Annotated in this window: 13 protein-coding genes; 6 read left to right on the top strand and 7 right to left on the bottom strand. The window is 60.0% G+C overall.

Going from position 1 to position 15,749, the window contains the following annotated elements; genetic code table 11:
* Positions 1–56: 56 nt before the first annotated feature.
* Entirely contained in the window at positions 57–1,031 is a 975-nt protein-coding gene (trxB, locus tag ACQY8Q_RS26970) for a thioredoxin-disulfide reductase (RefSeq protein WP_428429621.1), read from the bottom strand.
* A gap of 324 nt (positions 1,032–1,355) precedes the next feature.
* Between trxB and ACQY8Q_RS26965 the strand changes: the two genes are divergently transcribed.
* Positions 1,356–1,826 (top strand): Lrp/AsnC family transcriptional regulator, encoded by a 471-nt coding sequence (locus ACQY8Q_RS26965; RefSeq protein WP_082512254.1) that lies wholly within the window; start codon positions 1,356–1,358, stop codon positions 1,824–1,826.
* Between the two features lie 101 nt (positions 1,827–1,927).
* On the opposite strand, the gene ACQY8Q_RS26960 is transcribed toward ACQY8Q_RS26965, so the two are convergent.
* Positions 1,928–2,998, bottom strand: coding sequence for a glycosyltransferase family 4 protein (locus ACQY8Q_RS26960; RefSeq protein ID WP_428429620.1), 1,071 nt, complete (start codon positions 2,996–2,998; stop codon positions 1,928–1,930).
* Between the two features lie 86 nt (positions 2,999–3,084).
* Positions 3,085–3,561, bottom strand: a complete 477-nt coding sequence (gene greA / locus ACQY8Q_RS26955; RefSeq protein WP_428429619.1) for a transcription elongation factor GreA — start codon at positions 3,559–3,561, stop codon at positions 3,085–3,087.
* A 249-nt stretch (positions 3,562–3,810) separates the two neighbouring features.
* Between greA and ACQY8Q_RS26950 the strand changes: the two genes are divergently transcribed.
* The 3 genes from ACQY8Q_RS26950 to ACQY8Q_RS26940 all read left to right on the top strand — a co-directional run bounded on the left by ACQY8Q_RS26950 (position 3,811) and on the right by ACQY8Q_RS26940 (position 5,490).
* The gene (locus ACQY8Q_RS26950) at positions 3,811–4,119 is read left to right on the top strand and encodes a hypothetical protein (RefSeq protein ID WP_428429618.1); all 309 of its coding nucleotides are present in this window, start codon (positions 3,811–3,813) and stop codon (positions 4,117–4,119) included.
* Positions 4,120–4,121: 2 nt separating this feature from the next.
* The gene (locus ACQY8Q_RS26945; protein ID WP_428429617.1) at positions 4,122–4,475 is read left to right on the top strand and encodes a hypothetical protein; all 354 of its coding nucleotides are present in this window, start codon (positions 4,122–4,124) and stop codon (positions 4,473–4,475) included.
* An 85-nt stretch (positions 4,476–4,560) separates the two neighbouring features.
* Complete coding sequence (locus ACQY8Q_RS26940; protein ID WP_428429888.1) at positions 4,561–5,490, top strand: SDR family oxidoreductase; 930 nt, start codon at positions 4,561–4,563, stop codon at positions 5,488–5,490.
* Between the two features lie 6 nt (positions 5,491–5,496).
* Here the strand turns inward: ACQY8Q_RS26940 and ACQY8Q_RS26935 are convergent, their stop codons facing one another.
* Positions 5,497–6,114, bottom strand: a complete 618-nt coding sequence (locus ACQY8Q_RS26935; protein WP_428429616.1) for a TetR/AcrR family transcriptional regulator — start codon at positions 6,112–6,114, stop codon at positions 5,497–5,499.
* A gap of 79 nt (positions 6,115–6,193) precedes the next feature.
* Between ACQY8Q_RS26935 and ACQY8Q_RS26930 the strand changes: the two genes are divergently transcribed.
* Both ACQY8Q_RS26930 and ACQY8Q_RS26925 read left to right on the top strand, forming a co-directional pair.
* Positions 6,194–6,811 (top strand): NAD(P)H-dependent oxidoreductase, encoded by a 618-nt coding sequence (locus tag ACQY8Q_RS26930; RefSeq protein ID WP_428429615.1) that lies wholly within the window; start codon positions 6,194–6,196, stop codon positions 6,809–6,811.
* Positions 6,812–6,904: 93 nt separating this feature from the next.
* Positions 6,905–8,359 (top strand): MFS transporter, encoded by a 1,455-nt coding sequence (locus ACQY8Q_RS26925; RefSeq protein ID WP_428429614.1) that lies wholly within the window; start codon positions 6,905–6,907, stop codon positions 8,357–8,359.
* Between the two features lie 144 nt (positions 8,360–8,503).
* Here ACQY8Q_RS26925 and ACQY8Q_RS26920 read toward each other — a convergent pair whose 3' ends face one another.
* The 3 genes from ACQY8Q_RS26920 to ACQY8Q_RS26910 form a co-directional block, all read right to left on the bottom strand.
* Positions 8,504–10,477, bottom strand: coding sequence for an acyltransferase family protein (locus ACQY8Q_RS26920; RefSeq protein WP_428429613.1), 1,974 nt, complete (start codon positions 10,475–10,477; stop codon positions 8,504–8,506).
* An 87-nt stretch (positions 10,478–10,564) separates the two neighbouring features.
* Entirely contained in the window at positions 10,565–14,050 is a 3,486-nt protein-coding gene (carB, locus tag ACQY8Q_RS26915) for a carbamoyl-phosphate synthase large subunit (RefSeq protein ID WP_428429612.1), read from the bottom strand.
* Between the two features lie 231 nt (positions 14,051–14,281).
* Positions 14,282–15,691, bottom strand: a complete 1,410-nt coding sequence (locus ACQY8Q_RS26910) for an adenylate/guanylate cyclase domain-containing protein (RefSeq protein WP_428429611.1) — start codon at positions 15,689–15,691, stop codon at positions 14,282–14,284.
* Positions 15,692–15,749 lie beyond the last annotated feature (58 nt).

Here is a 15,749-nt window from a genome sequence, read left to right as displayed (position 1 = left end):
TGATTGTCTGTTCCCACTCGGGAGCGGCCTGTGACCGCTCCTATTCTTCGCGGCTTCTATTCGGCCGCAATTGCGACAGGCATATGGCCCGCCAGATATTTTTCCGCTTCGAGCGCCGCCATACAGCCCATTCCGGCGGCCGTGATCGCCTGACGGTATATATCGTCGGTGACGTCGCCTGCGGCATAAACGCCTGCCACATCGGTGGCCGTCGAATCCGGGGCTGTCCAGAGATAGCCGTTCGGCTTCAAGCGCAGCTTGTCCTTGAACAGTTCGACCGCCGGGGCATGGCCGATGGCCACGAACACGCCGTCGATCGGCATGTCGCTGAGCGCACCCGTCTTGGTGTTGCGCAGCTTGACGCCGCTGACCGAGGCCGGCATCGGCGGCTTGGCCGCTGCACCGGTATATTCGGTCACTTCATGATCCCAGATGATCTTGACGTTCGCCTTGGCAAACAGCCGCTCCTGCAGGATCTTTTCGGCACGGAAATGATCGCGGCGATGCACCACCGTAACGGTCTTGGCGAGGTTCGACAGGTACAGAGCTTCCTCGACGGCAGAGTTGCCGCCGCCGACGACGATCACGTCCTTGTTGCGATAGAAGAAGCCGTCGCAGGTGGCGCAGGCCGAAACCCCGAAACCCTGGAAGACCGGTTCGCTCTCGATGCCCAGCCACTTTGCCTTGGCGCCGGTAGCGATGATCAAAACGTCGGCGGTCCAGTCTGTGCCGCTGTCGGTCTTCAGCCGGAACGGGCGCACCGACATATCGACATCGGTGACCAGGTCGTTGACGATCTCGGCGCCGACATGCTGTGCCTGCTTGAGCATCTGCTCCATCATCCACGGACCCTGAACCGGATCGGCATAGCCCGGATAATTCTCGACATCGGTGGTGATCATCAACTGGCCGCCCTGTTCCATACCGGCAATCAAAACCGGATTGAGCAGCGCACGCGCCGAATAGATCGCAGCGGTATAGCCAGCCGGGCCTGAGCCGATGATGAGAACTTTGGTGTGTCGGGCAGTCATGGTCTGCGTCCTTCGATCGCCGCGACGGTATAACGCCGTCCAGCTTCATCCTAGGTTGAGAAAATCCTCTCTAGTCTAGGGATTCCAGCAGCCCTGTTTCAAGGGCAACGCTGCCGATACACACAGATGTGTTGCTCCATTGCCCCGGTTTTGCGAGGTTTTTGTGCATGACACGCAAACTCGCTCTCGTTTTTCCATCTCAATACGTGTTACCGACGAGCCTTTCATCCAGCCTGCTCGGCAGTCTGGATTTTGGCGTATCGTGCGTATTAGCAATAATGGCTCTGATCAAATAGACCGAAAAGAACAACGGGAAGCTCTACCATGGTGATACGCGTCGAACTTGATGCTATCGATATGAAAATTCTGCGCGAACTCCAGAATGACGGACGCATGACGAATGTCGAACTTGCCGAACGCGTCGGCATCTCGGCGCCACCCTGCCTGCGGCGTGTGCGCAAGCTGGAAGAAGCCGGCATCATCCGCGGTTATCGTGCCCTTTTGAATGCGCCGGCGCTCGGTTATGATCTGGTCGCTTTTTGCATGGTCGGGCTGAAGCATCAGTCCGATGCCAACCTGAAAGCCTTCGCCAAGCAAACGGCCAAGTGGCCGCTGGTGCGCGAGGCGTGGATGGTGTCGGGCGAATCCGATTTTCTGTTGCAATGCGTCGCCGAAAACCTGGCAGGCTTTCAGGATTTCGTCATCGAGGAGCTGACGGCCACGGAAAATGTGGACACGGTACGCACCATGCTGACCATCCGCCAGGTCAAGGATGTCAGCCTTATCGAGATCTAAATCTCGTCGAGGGCGGGAGAGGGAGTTTCCCTGTGTACCGGGAGAATGTGCCCGTGAAGCCGGGCTTAAGAGGGGCCGGTGGCCCCGCGCTTTTGCAGCGATCAGACGGAAGCGCCGCCGGACAAAAGTGTCTCATAGACCGCACCAATACGCGACGCTTCGCCCTCGATGCTGAAGCTGTCGATGGCGCGGGAGAGGCCGAGCTCGGCTGCGCGCGCTGACCTGTCCGGATCGTCCATCAGCAATGCCGCAGCGCCGGCCATTGCGGTTAGGTCACCAGCCGCGATCAGGATACCGGTTTCGTCCTCACCCGTGACGAGCAGTTCGGAAAACGCACCGACATCGGTCGCCACCACCGGCACCTGCGTTGCCATCGCCTCCAGCGGCGTCAGGCCGAAACCTTCCCAGCGCTGCGGCGCGATGAACAGGTCGAGCGCCCGGTACCAGTCGGGAATATTGGTGTGTTCGCCGACGAACAGGATGCGCTCGCCAAGACCTGCAGCTTTGACCTTTTCCTTCAGTTCCGTCTCGAACGCCTGATGCGATGGCGTGGCGCGGCCGGCGATGATGGCAATCCAGTCCGGCCGTTGCGGCAAAAGGCTGATCATGCTGGCGACGAAAAGATCGGTGCCCTTCTGATGGCGCACGCGGCCGAAACAGCCGGCAATTTTCTTGCCGGCGGGAAGGCCGAGTGCTGACTTCGCCGCAGGCTTGTCTGCCGCTGGAAAGAAGCGCTGCGTGTCGATGCCGTGCATGATCGTCGTGCTCGGCACCTCCAGATAAGCGGCGGTGCGATTGCTGGTGGCGATCACCGCATCCATGCGGCTGACGAGGAATTTGGTCCAACCGGAATGCTTGCGCTGCGAGGCGGAGGTGAAGACGATCTTCAGCTTCATCCTCAAGATATCGCGCATGAAAATCGCCGGCAGCATCTCGATGTTGCGGCGGGCGTGCCAGACGCGCAGCGCCCGGTTTTTTGGGCGGCACCAGAGGCTCAGAAGCGATCGATAACCGATATGCGGCAGGTTTTGCGGCAGGCCGGGACCAAGTGCTGCGACCTTCTGGCCGAGCGCCCGCTGCACCGGGATCAGCTGAATGATGGTCGAGGTGACGCCGGAAAGGCGTTGCTTGAAGTTCGGCGCAATGATCTCGACGTCGTTGATATCTTCCACTTGCCGGCCCTTGTCCTTCATCTAACGAAAAAAGCCCGGAGGCAGCTTTGCGCGCCGTCCGGGCTTTTCAATGGAGTTACCGGAGATCAGCCCCAGTTGATCGCGAGGACCTCGTAGGCCTTCGAGCCACCGGGTGCAACAACCTCGATCGAATCGCCGACTTCCTTGCCGATCAGCGCACGGGCGATCGGCGAGGAGATAGAGATACGGCCCTGCTTCACGTCGGCTTCCTGGTCGCCGACGATCTGGTAGGTCTTGTTCTCTTCGGTATCCTCGTCGATCAGCTTGACGGTGGCGCCAAATTTGATCTTGGAGCCGGACATCTTCGACAGGTCGATGACTTCGGCGCGTGCGACGTAATCCTCGACTTCGCCGATGCGGCCTTCATTGTGGCTCTGGGCTTCCTTGGCCGCATGATATTCGGCGTTTTCCGAAAGGTCGCCATGGGCGCGCGCTTCGGAAATCGCTTCGATGATCCGCGGGCGCTCTTCCTGCTGACGCCAACGCAGCTCTTCCTGCAACTTGGCGAATCCGCTTTGAGTCATCGGTACTTTTTCGACCATTTCACTGTCCTTCATAGTCCATGCAGCGCCCGCTCAGGCAGGCGTCAGCACAAAAGAAAACGGTCACCGGAGCGTTAACCCCGGAACCGTCGGAAACATTTGAACATCGCTTATAGCAGAAAGCGGAGTGCAAAAGCCAGATTAATCGGAAGCGGCCACACGGCATCGGCCTCCATCCTGCTCCGGAAACGGATTGAACGGAACAATTCATGGCAGCGCCCGTTGGTTCCCCGAGACGAGGACAAAACGATGCAGAACCTGTCACCCGAACAGCTTGAAGGGCGGCTCAATGCCCATCGGAAGCTTTTGCTCGCACTGACTGCGTTTCTGGCAGGTGGCGTCGAGGGCAGGGCGTTTTTGGAGCGTTTGCGGCGCGATGCCGAAACAGTTTCCGACCATGAGGAAGACCCCGGAGTGGAGCCCAATGGCAGTTTTGCAACGCAGCAGATCGCTGACGATGAGGTCGAATCGATTGTCACTGCGGCGCTTTTGCGGGCGAAGGCCATTGAACATCAGGAACAGGCGCGCACCGTTGCCGCGCCGGAAAGCGAGACTTGATCATGCAGGAAAACCGTCGCCCACAGGATAAACTAAAGCTCTACCGGCTTGTTCCCGTTGCCAGAGCGGGTGACCCCAATTGGGACAGCGCCGAAAATCAGGGCGAGATCATCGTCCGGGCTTTTTCGGCGGCCGATGCCCGTATTACAGCCGCAGAGGCTGAATTGGATTTCACAGAAATCGATGCAGCGCCTGCGGAAGGCAATTCTACCCGCGACGCCAGTGCCTTCCGCAACGAGCGGCTCTATGCCGTTGTCGAAATGCTGGACCAGATGGGCGTTGCGGCAACCGGCCCGCGCGGTGTCGTCGATGGCATCGTTTCGGTCGGCACGATCAAGCCAACGCAGATTTCATAGAATAACCGACCAGAGTAACCGAGGAGATAGGCCATGGCCGAACGGCTCAACGCAGCCGCCCGCACGGCGGAAAAGCAGCGCGGATATCCAGGCTGAGGTCGCCGAGGCGGATGCCAAGGACAAGACGGAAAAGTCTTCCCAACCAAAAGCCATGCAGGCTGGTGCGCGGATTTATCCGGTGCCGCCATTTCCCAAACAGCATCAGCCCAAGCCCGGTGCCGAACACAAGCTCGACCCCGCACCGCTTTATGAAGCGCCCTATTACAAGGGCTCTGGCAAACTCGACGGCAAGGTGGCGTTGATTACCGGTGGCGACAGCGGCATTGGCCGCGCGGTGGCGGTGCTGTTTGCCCGTGAGGGTGCGGATGTCGCGATCCTGCACCTGGCCGAAGGCAAGGATGCCGACGATACGGTCAAGGCGATCGAGGCGGAAGGGCGCAAGGCCATGACCTTTCCCGGGGACCTGAAAGACAAGGCATTTTGTCAGAAGGCTGTGGCTGCCGTCGTCGAAGTTTTCGGAAAGCTCGATATTCTCGTCAACAACGCGGCTTTCCAGGTTCACACCGCCGATCTGCTTGACCTGACGGAAGAGCATTTCGACGAGACGCTGAAGACGAATCTCTATGGCTACTTCTTCATGGCCCAGGCCGCCGTGCCGCACATGAAAGAGGGCAGCGCGATCGTCAATACCGGATCGGTCACCGGCATTCAGGGCAGCAAGCAGCTGATCGACTACTCGATGACCAAGGGCGGAATCCATGCCTTTACCAAGGCACTGTCCGGCCAGCTCATCGAAAAAGGCATCCGGGTCAACGCGGTGGCTCCGGGGCCAGTCTGGACGCCGCTCAATCCCTCCGACAAGGCGGCCCATGACGTTGCCACCTTCGGTGCCGATACGCCGATGAAACGCCCGGCGCAGCCGGAAGAAATCGCCCCGGCCTACGTCTTCCTGGCGTCACCGCAATGCTCCAGCTACATCACCGGCGAAGTGCTGCCGATCATCGATGGATATTGATCATCGTTATGAACTGCCGCTGCGGCCAACCATCGACAGGATGGTTTGGTAAAGCTCTTCCTCGGCCTGGCCGGCGGTGATGTCGCCGGTCACAGCGGCATAGGAGAGGGCTTCGGCGGCCCCGAGCATCGCCCAGAGACCGGCCGGCGCGATCGTGCCGCTGCCGGCGAAGGGGGAAAGCGCCAATCGGCATTTTTGCGTGAAGGCCGTCTCGTAGTCGCGCTTGATCTTTTCCAGTTCCGGTGAGCCGGCCAAGGCTGCGCTGACGCCCGGGATTTCGCGGCCCTGCAGAAATACGCATTCGATATAGGAGGACGCAATGACCTTTGCCCGGCCGGCAAGGGTCGGTGCGCTGTCTTCGAGCGCCTTGTCCATCAGTGCCGTCTGGCGTGTATCGTATTCGCGGTAAAGCACAGCCAGCAGTCCCGGCCGCGTAATGAAATGATCGTAAACGACTGGTTTCGTCACGCCTGCCTGTTCGGCAAGATAACCCAGCGTCAGCGCTTCAGTGCCCTCCGTGCGAACCACCCGCCAGGCGACATCCAGCAGCTGGCGAAGCCGTTCCTCGCGCGACAGGCGTCGACGGGTGGGCGAGATCTGATCGGCGTTTTCCATGCTTGACATCGCTATATACCAAAGGTAACTTACTAAAAGTATATAAGATGCGACTTCCGTCCGCAACAGCAAAGCAGGAGCTTTTGACATGCACGCACTCATCGTTGTCGCCCATCCCGATCAGGGTTCGCTCACCCACAGCGTCGCCCGGCATCTGGCCGAGGGGATAGCCCAGCCGGGTGAGGGGCATTCCTTCGAAATTGCCGATCTTTCGGCCGAAGGTTTTGATCCTGGTTTCAAGCTGGCCGATATTGCTGCGCACCGCCGGGAGACGCCCATTCCGTCGGATGTTGCCGCCGAACAGGCGCGGATCGATCGCGCCGATGCCCTTGTGCTGGTTTATCCCGTCTACTGGTGGTTGATGCCGGGGCTTCTCAAGGGATGGATCGATCGGGTCTTTTCCAATGGCTGGGCCTATGACGACAGCCAGGGTGGCAAAATCATCAAGAATCTGGGTCACCTGAATATCCATCTTGTGGGTATCGGTGGTGCCGATGCCGGAACCTATACGCGGCGGGGTTACGACGTCGCCATGAAGACCCAGATCGATCACGGCATTTTTGACTATTGTGGTGCACCCGTAGCCACATCCAAACTTCTTCTCGGATTGGAGACTGCGGAGGTTGCCGCGCATCTGGAGGCAGCACGCCGGATCGGGCGCGACCTTTTCAACACATCGTCAAGCCAGGTGACCCAAGCCGCCTGACGGCGAAAAAAATGATCGTGAAGCAAAAATAGGGCTTTACCTCAATAGTGCTTGAGGTTGTAACAGTCACGCTTTCTGACTGGAGACGGAAGCATGACGACTGACAATATCCCCTACACCGAAGAGCCGGCGAGCGGCATGCCTGCGGAACTTGCCGGCGGATGGGGCGAACTGATGCGGCCGCGTTATCTCGTGTCGACGATAACGCTCTGCCTCGGGGTCGCCCTGTTCGCCTTCAACGAGTTCTTCATCTCGACAGCCTTGCCGACGGCAGTCGAGGAACTCGGCGGTGCGTCCCTTTTGTCCTGGGCCTTCACCCTCTATCTGGTCTTCGCAATCATCGGCGGCCTTGTCTCTGCCAATCTCAAGCAGCGGTTCGGTGCCAGAAACACGCTGCTTGCCGCCGCCGTCGTCTTCATCGCCGGCACAATCCTTGCGACCACCGCCACCGATATGTCCGAGGTTCTGGCCGGGCGGCTGTTGCAGGGAGCGGGCGAGGGCATCGTTGCAGCCCTTTGCTATGCGCTGATCCCCGAGCTTTTCCCCTCACGCCTCGTTCCCAAAGTCTTCGGCGCCGAGGCGATCGTTTGGGCGATGGCGGCGTTTTCCGGACCGCTGGTTGCGGGCGGATTGACCGAGCATTTCTCCTGGCGCGCCGCCTTCTTCGTCAGCATTCCGGCCGCCGCAATCTTCATCATTCTCGTTCTCGCCATCGTTCCGCGCGGCGTGTCCGGCTCGGGGCAGGCCTCAAGCATTCCTTTCGCGCGCCTGTTTGCTGCGGGCGCCGGCATCCTGATGATTTCGCTGTCCGGTATTGCCGGTGGCACCCTGCCGATGGCCGCTCTGCTGATCGGCGCGGGTGTAGTTCTGGTCACCGTCGTTCACCTCGACCGGCGCTCGGTCAATCCGGTCCTGCCAAGGGCGGCCTTTACCGTGCGCAAGGCGCTCGGCACCGGATTATGGGTGATCCTTTTGATGCCGCTGGCGCAGGCGGCAGGCTCTGTCTTCCTCGTCTACAGCCTGCAACACCTCTGGCATCTCGGGCCGACTGCAGCCGGCGCGCTCAGCGCCGTCATGGCGATTTCCTGGAGCCTGTCGGCCATCGGTGTTGCCAGCCTCCGGTCACTGGCATTTCGCAACCGGGTCATGCTGCTTGGCCCGGTGCTGCTGCTGATCGGGCTTGGCGCCGTGGTGATCGCCATCGGCACGGACACGCTCTGGCTCGTCCTGCCGGGACAGGCAATGATCGGCGCCGGGTTCGGTATATCATGGGGCACGCTCAGCCAGATGATGATGGACGTCTCCACCGACGCCGAGCGCGACCGGACCTCTGCCATGCTGCCGACCCTGCAATCGGCCGGCTACGCGATCGGCGCTGCAGTCTTCGGCCTTGTGGCCAATGTCATGGGGTTTGGCGCGACTGCGTCCGCCGAAACCATACGCCACGCCATGCTGCTGGTCTTCGGCAGCGGCTGCGTCATCGCCGCCGTGTCCGTTTTCTTCGCGATACGGACGGCCGGGCTGGCGCGCTCCGAGGTTACACTCTGAGACTAACCTTTAGGAGCGGCGGCCAGCAATCGCCGCTCCAAACTATCAATCATGGAACAGCTTTGAAGGGGCGGTACTTAGGCCATCTTGGTCCCAGCAGTTTTCTGCGTGCGTGGTCCCCAAATTTACGTATCTATCGGTTATTCACGGCAGGAGCGCTTTTTTCAAAAGAGGGGCTATCAGTGCAGCGCCAGCGGGATTGAGATGATCGTCGTCGATATAAAGCGCATTTCCGGCCGCACTCGTCCTGCACCGCTTTTCATCGCACAGAACCGTATGCGGATATAAAATCTCCACCCCATCGATAGCATCGAGGCTTTCGAAAAAAGGCATAACGTCCTTTTGACGCGCGTCGAACGCTGCCCGGGCGATCGGAAAATCCTTGTATCCGCCACGCATCAGCGCCTTGGTCATCTCAAGAGGCACGTTTAAGCCGGCTTCCGGCACGGAGGCGATAATGACCACACGGCGTCCGGTTGCTTTGATTTCATCGACTGTCTGTCGCAGCATGGTCTGGAAAACCTCGCGGTGCTTCTGTGCAATACCATTGCTGAAGGGATAGAGGTCCCTTTGCGGTTCGTTCTCCGTAGGAAGCCCCGTATCGTAGACCGCCCAGCGCCCATGCAGGACAACGGTGCGGATTCCTGTTGTTTTCAATATTTCCGGGATCCGCGCGAAGCGCTTGATGCAGGTGTCGGAGAACAAACCCGAAAGGCGTTCCAGGTTGAGAAGAGGCGGGCAGCCACCGTTCCACAGCAGGTGTCCGGCGATACCGTTGGCTGATGCGATAGCCGCTAATTCACCGGCGATAGCCTCCATGTGGGAGTCACCCACCACCAAGAATGTTTCCGGCGTATTTGGCTTGCCGATCGTGCAATCCATTCTTTCGGTGTTCTCAGACACCGGTTGCACTGTATCGACGCAGATATTGCCCAGATCGAGGCGCACTGGATTGGCGGCAACGAAATCTGCGGCTGCTGGCGGCAGACGGCCCGGCAGTCCGTCGTTTCGTCTTATGGTTTTGGTCACGAAGAAGCAGACAAGAATGGCGCCAAGTGCAAGTACGATCACCTGTTTTGGAGGCACGCGCGAACCAATTTTGCGTGCCGGTTGCTCAAGCCATGCGTAGGACAACACCGAGATTCCCGTTGCCACGGCAAGGAGGCCGATCCTTTCGGCGGGGCCGATAGCGCTGCCAAACTGATAAATCGCGAAAGCGAGGATTGGCCAGTGCCACAAGTAAAGAGAATAGGATATTTTTCCTACAAAAACGAAGGGAGCTGTCGATAGAAGCCTGCCGGTTGCCGTGCGCTGTGAGGTGTTTGCATGGATCAACAGTGCTGTGCCAAGACATGGGACGAGAGCCGCAAGGCCGGGAAAAGCAGTGCCATCGGAGTAGGCAAAAGCGGCCATAAGGATAAGCGCAAGGCCTGTCAGACTTGCAGCTTCTGCATAGCGTAAATTTTTCAGAGGGGGCACAATCCCCAAAGCCAATGCCACCCCCGTCATCAATTCGAACGCCCGTGAAGGCAACATGTAGAATGACAAGGGGCGGTCATAGAAAAGTGAAATCGATGAATAGGCCAGCGACATAACGAAGAACAGCAGGAAACCGGCCAGACGCGCGCGCGGGAAGCGCAGAGCCGCAAGCAGGAAAAAAGGTGCGACGATATAAAACTGTTCCTCGACACCGAGTGACCAGGTGTGCAGCAAAGGCTGGGTTATCGCATCAGGTGCGAAATAGTCAGCTTCCTTGTAAAAATGGAAGTTCGAATAGGAGCCTATCGACCCCATGACAGCGGCGGCCAGGCGCCGGTATTCTACCGGCGGGAACCAGAACCATCCGGCGACAAGGCAAACCGCCAGTACCGCCAGCAGTGCCGGAAAAATTCGCAATACCCGGCGCTTGTAAAAGGACAGAAGGGAAAATCCTCCGCGCGCGCCTTCTTCCAGAATGATGGATGAAATAAGGAACCCCGAAAGCACGAAGAAGACATCGACACCGATGAATCCGCCGCTGAGGAAGCCGAGGTTGGCGTGGTAGATCATGACGGACAAGACGGCGATTGCACGCAGTCCGTCTATCTCGGGTCTGTATGTCAGTTTGCCAAACGCCATGCTTCCCCAGCCGCGAATTCCTGAACGTCCGTCAGCGCAGACCGGGATGGTCTGCGCTCAGATATACCGATGTCCTGATTGATGCGCTCAGAAATAGCTCTGCAGCGTGCGCACTTCCAAGCTGCCGGCCTTGAGTGCCTTGATCGCCCGGGCAGCTGCTTCGGCACCGGCCATCGTCGTGTAGTACGGCACCTTCTGCATCAGCGTCGCGCGGCGCAGCGACTTTGAGTCCGAGATCGCCTTGTTTGAATCCGTCGTGTTGATGACGAGGTGAACCTGGCGGTTGCGGATGGCGTCTTCGATATGCGGACGGCCTTCCTGGACCTTGTTGATCTTGGTGGCGGTGATGCCGTTTTCGCCGAGGAAGCGGGCAGTGCCACCGGTTGCCAGAACCTTGAAACCGATCTCGGTCAGGTGACGGATGGCAGGCAGGACGCGTTCCTTGTCCTCGTCGCGCACCGACACGAACACCGTGCCTTCGCGCGGCAGGTCGACACCGGCGCCGAGCTGGGCCTTGGCAAAGGCCAGCGCAAAATCGGTATCGAGGCCGATGACTTCGCCGGTCGAACGCATTTCCGGGCCGAGCAGGATGTCGACGCCGGGGAAGCGGGCGAACGGGAAGACGGCTTCCTTGACGGCGATATGGTTCAGCTTGCGCGGGTTGGGCTTCTTGCCATAGGCGGCAATGGCGTCGTCGAGCTTTTCGCCGGCCATGATGCGGGCGGCGATCTTGGCGATCGGCGCGCCGATGGTCTTGGCGACGAACGGCACCGTGCGCGAAGCGCGCGGGTTGACTTCGAGAACGTAGATCGTGCCGTCCTTGATGGCGAATTGCACGTTCATCAGGCCGCCGACCTTCAAGGCCTTGGCCATCGCCTTGGTCTGGCGCTCCAGTTCATCGACGATCTCGTCGGACAGCGTGTAGACCGGTAGCGAGCAGGCACTGTCGCCGGAGTGAATGCCGGCTTCCTCGATATGCTCCATGATGCCCGAGACGAACACCGTCTCTCCATCCGACAGCGCATCGACGTCCACTTCGACCGCATTGGTCAGGTAGCTGTCGAACAGAAGCGGGTTTTTGCCGAGCAAAGTGTTGATCTGGCCGGTCTTGTCATTCGGATAACGCTGCTTGATGTCTTCCGGGACGAGGCCCGGAACGGTGTCGAGCAGATAGGTCTGCAGCATCGATTCCGAATGGATGATCTGCATGGCGCGGCCACCCAGAACATAGGACGGGCGCACGACCAGCGGGAAGCCGATTTCCGATGCGACGAGGCGGGCTTGTTCGACCGAGTAGGCGATGCCGTTGTTCGGCTGGTTGAGGTCGAGCTTCATCAGAAGCTTCTGGAACCGGTCGCGGTCTTCGGCCAGATCGATCATGTCGGGTGCCGTACCGAGGATCGGGATGCCGTTCTTTTCCAGCGCTTCAGCAAGCTTCAGCGGCGTCTGGCCACCGAACTGTACGATGACGCCATGCAGTTCGCCGTTCTCCTGCTCGGCACGCAGGATTTCGATGACGTCTTCGGCCGTCAGCGGCTCGAAATAGAGCCGGTCGGAGGTGTCGTAGTCGGTCGACACCGTTTCTGGATTGCAGTTGATCATGATCGCTTCATAGCCGGCATCCTTCAGCGCGAAGGCGGCATGGCAGCAGCAATAGTCGAACTCGATGCCCTGGCCGATCCGGTTCGGACCGCCGCCGAGGATGACGACCTTCTTGCGGTCGGAAACCTGCGCTTCGGAGCGTGCTTGCCCATCAAACGGCGTCTCGTAGGTCGAGTACATGTAGGCGGTCGGCGAGGCGAATTCGGCAGCACAGGTGTCGATGCGCTTGTAGACCGGGCGCACGTTCAGCCGGTTGCGCAGCTCGGCGACTTCCTTCGGGCGGCTCTTGGAGAGCGTCGCAAGCCGTGCGTCGGAAAAGCCCATGGCCTTCAGCATGCGGAGGTTTTCAGCGTCTGCAGGCAGGCCGTGCTCGCGCACGCGGGCCTCCATGTCGACGATTGCCTTGAACTGGGCAATGAACCACGGATCGATCTTCGAACCGTCATGGACGTCCGCTTCCGACATGCCCATGCGCAGTGCCTGGGCAACCATGCGCAGCCGGTCCGGTGTGGGCGTGCCGATGGCGGCGCGGATGGCGTTGTGGTTGTCGCCGGTGTCTTCGAGGCCGGGGATTTCGATTTCGTCGAGACCGGTGAGGCCGGTTTCGAGGCCGCGCAGCGCCTTCTGCAGCGATTCGGCAAAGGTGCGGCCAATCGCCATGACTTCGCCGACCGACTTCATTGCGGTGGTCAGCGTTGTGCCGGCGCCCGGGAATTTTTCAAAGGCAAAGCGCGGGATCTTGGTGACGACGTAGTCGATCGACGGTTCGAACGAAGCCGGCGTCGCGCCGCCGGTAATGTCGTTGTCGAGTTCATCCAGTGTGTAGCCGACAGCCAGCTTGGCGGCGATCTTGGCGATCGGGAAGCCGGTGGCCTTCGATGCCAGCGCCGAGGAGCGCGAAACGCGCGGGTTCATCTCGATGACGACGAGACGGCCGTCCTTCGGGTTGACGGCGAACTGTACGTTCGAGCCGCCGGTCTCGACGCCGATCTCGCGCAGAACCGCGATCGAGGCGTTGCGCATGATCTGGTATTCTTTGTCCGTCAGCGTCAGGGCAGGGGCAACCGTGATCGAGTCACCCGTGTGCACGCCCATCGGGTCGATGTTTTCGATCGAGCAGATGATGATGCAGTTGTCCGCCGTGTCGCGGACCACTTCCATCTCGTATTCCTTCCAGCCGAGCACCGATTCTTCGATTAGCACTTCGGTGGTCGGCGAGGCGTCGAGGCCGGAACCGATGATCTCGAAGAATTCCGAGCGGTTATAGGCGATGCCGCCGCCGGTGCCGCCCATGGTAAAGGACGGGCGGATGATGGCCGGCAGACCAATGGTATCGAGCGCTTGCGCGCCGATCGCCATGGCATGGCTCATGTAGCGCTGCTTGCGATCGGTCTCGCCTAGGTTCCAGGTGTTTTCCAGATCGTCGAGCGCCTTGTCGAGGTCGGCGCCGGTCAGTTGAGCCTTCAGCTTGTCGCGCTCAGCGACATGCAGCTTGCGATCGACGTCCTTGATCTCGGTGGCATTGGCGAGCAGCGATTTCGGGGTTTCCAGCCCGATGCGCGACATGGCTTCGCGAAACAGCGCGCGGTCTTCAGCCATGTCGATGGCTTCCGGCTTGGCGCCGATCATTTCGACATTGTAGCGGTCGAGCACGCCCATGCGCTTCAGGGACAATGCCGTGTTCAGCGCCGTCTGGCCGCCCATGGTCGGCAACAGCGCGTCCGGCCGTTCCTTGGCGATGATCTTGGCGACCACTTCCGGTGTGATTGGCTCGACATAGGTCGCATCGGCCATGTCCGGGTCGGTCATGATGGTGGCCGGGTTGGAGTTGACCAGGATCACCCGGTAACCCTCTTCCTTCAGCGCCTTGCAGGCCTGTGTGCCGGAATAGTCGAACTCGCAGGCCTGTCCAATGACGATCGGCCCCGCACCGATGATGAGGATCGATTTGATGTCTTGGCGCTTTGGCATGGTCTCTATCCGCTTTTTCCGGCTGCGCAAAAAACCGGCCAGGGTGGGAGATCACCGGTCGGGGCGCGCAGGCTTGGTCTTTTCAGGCTAGAAGCGGCTTATAGGGAAATGTGGCGTCAAGCGAAACCCCGAAAATGCGGGAATCGACAGGAAAGTTCGCGGTGTTACCTGCCATACAGGCAGTCGCAACGTTCGTTTCGCCGGGAGTTCGCCAGCCGGCAGGCGAACGGCTCATGGAATCGCAAAAATGTTGATCTGGTCGGTAATGCCGCGAAGGGCGACGTTGTGCGATGTCGGTGTCACACCGCGCTGTGTCAACACATGCAAAGCACGGGAATCTTGAAGGACGGAGCCTGTGGCGAAGATTTCGCGGGACGTGGCGAGATGCTGTACCCGCGACGCGATGTTCACGGTCTGGCCGAAATAGTCCTGCCGCTCGTTCAGGCTCACCGCAATGCACGGTCCCTCATGGATGCCAATTTTCAGAAGCAGATCCTCGTTGCCGTGTTCTTCATTCAGTTTGCGCATCGCATCGCGCATCCGCATCGCCGCCGCCACGGCGCGGTCCGGGGTCGGGAAGGTGGCCATCACGGCATCGCCGATCGTTTTGACGACAGCACCGGCCTCGGCGCTGACGATCTCGTTCAAAATGCTGAAATGGGTTTTTACCAGATCGAAGGCGGCCAGGTCGCCGACGCGCTCATAAAGTTCGGTCGAGCCGCGCAGATCGGTGAAGAGAAAGGTGAGGCTGGTGATCTTAAGCCGTTGGTCGACATCGATCGTGTCGGTCCGGTAGATGTCGCGGAACGTCTGATTGGTGAGAAGGCGCTTGGCGGTCAGGAAGGGGCGGCGGCGCCCAAGCAGATCGTGAAGCGCGTCGTTTGCCAGGCATACGGACGGCAGCGTGCGAACCCCGGTGTGATTTTCCACCATGATCCGCACGGGGCCGGGCCGTAGTTCCAGCGTCTCGCGGTGCTGGAACCCGCGATCGAAGACCAGCGAAAGGCTCGTTCGCTCCTTCGTCGGCTCGCCCTTCACATCGAGGAATTGCGCTGCATGGGTCACCGGTTCGAAGACCATCACGAACCCCTCTGGCAATTGCAGCGAGATGACGGCCTTTTCGCCTGATGGCAGCTCAAGCGCTTCGAGAATGAACTCGTCGACCTTTGCCTCGTAATCGTCCTCCGGCATGTCGATGCCCGAGCCCCAGTAGATCTGGCGAAAATACTCCAGCGGCGGCAGTTCGTGGGGATTGTGGGCTTCGATGTGACGCACGCGCGGATTGACCGTGAAGGTCACTTCGACCATCTCGTCCAACGTCGGCTCGTAACCGGCAGCGCAGAGCGCACAGATGTACTGCTCACTCTGCACCGTCTTCAGCGAAGTATTCGCGTCGAGCACGCCACCGCACCCGGGGCAAAGCACATTCCATGACATCTCGAACACGCCGAGCCGCGAGGCGTGCAGGAACCCGTTGATCGTCTGCTCCTCGTCGAGCCCCTCGCTGGCGGCGAATGCCAGCGCGTTCACCCGGCCGAGCTTGCGGTCCGGCGCGTCATGCACGAGCCGCTCGATGGCATCGACAATGTCCGGCCCCGCCGATTGGCGCAGCGCCGCAAACAGGGGCTGGGTGTCGCTCATTCGCGCAGTTTACACCCAAATCTCACGCACCGACAGCGGATTACTGTCTTCTCCTGCG

Origin of the sequence: Pararhizobium sp. (assembly GCF_965279435.1) — a bacterium.
In the GTDB taxonomy this organism is placed as follows: domain Bacteria; phylum Pseudomonadota; class Alphaproteobacteria; order Rhizobiales; family Rhizobiaceae; genus Pararhizobium.
This window is presented reverse-complemented; position numbering and strand designations above follow the sequence as displayed.

Excerpts from the sequence above, each read along its gene's own strand:
- ACQY8Q_RS26930 (WP_428429615.1), top strand. The coding sequence starts at position 6,194 with ATGCACGCACTCATCGTTGTCGCCCATCCCGATCAGGGTTCGCTCACC.
- ACQY8Q_RS26935 (WP_428429616.1), bottom strand. The coding sequence starts at position 6,114 with ATGTCAAGCATGGAAAACGCCGATCAGATCTCGCCCACCCGTCGACGC.
- greA (WP_428429619.1), bottom strand. The coding sequence starts at position 3,561 with ATGGTCGAAAAAGTACCGATGACTCAAAGCGGATTCGCCAAGTTGCAG.
- trxB (WP_428429621.1), bottom strand. The coding sequence starts at position 1,031 with ATGACTGCCCGACACACCAAAGTTCTCATCATCGGCTCAGGCCCGGCT.
- ACQY8Q_RS26950 (WP_428429618.1), top strand. The coding sequence starts at position 3,811 with ATGCAGAACCTGTCACCCGAACAGCTTGAAGGGCGGCTCAATGCCCAT.
- ACQY8Q_RS26945 (WP_428429617.1), top strand. The coding sequence starts at position 4,122 with ATGCAGGAAAACCGTCGCCCACAGGATAAACTAAAGCTCTACCGGCTT.
- ACQY8Q_RS26920 (WP_428429613.1), bottom strand. The coding sequence starts at position 10,477 with ATGGCGTTTGGCAAACTGACATACAGACCCGAGATAGACGGACTGCGT.
- ACQY8Q_RS26910 (WP_428429611.1), bottom strand. The coding sequence starts at position 15,691 with ATGAGCGACACCCAGCCCCTGTTTGCGGCGCTGCGCCAATCGGCGGGG.
- carB (WP_428429612.1), bottom strand. The coding sequence starts at position 14,050 with ATGCCAAAGCGCCAAGACATCAAATCGATCCTCATCATCGGTGCGGGG.
- ACQY8Q_RS26925 (WP_428429614.1), top strand. The coding sequence starts at position 6,905 with ATGACGACTGACAATATCCCCTACACCGAAGAGCCGGCGAGCGGCATG.
- ACQY8Q_RS26965 (WP_082512254.1), top strand. The coding sequence starts at position 1,356 with ATGGTGATACGCGTCGAACTTGATGCTATCGATATGAAAATTCTGCGC.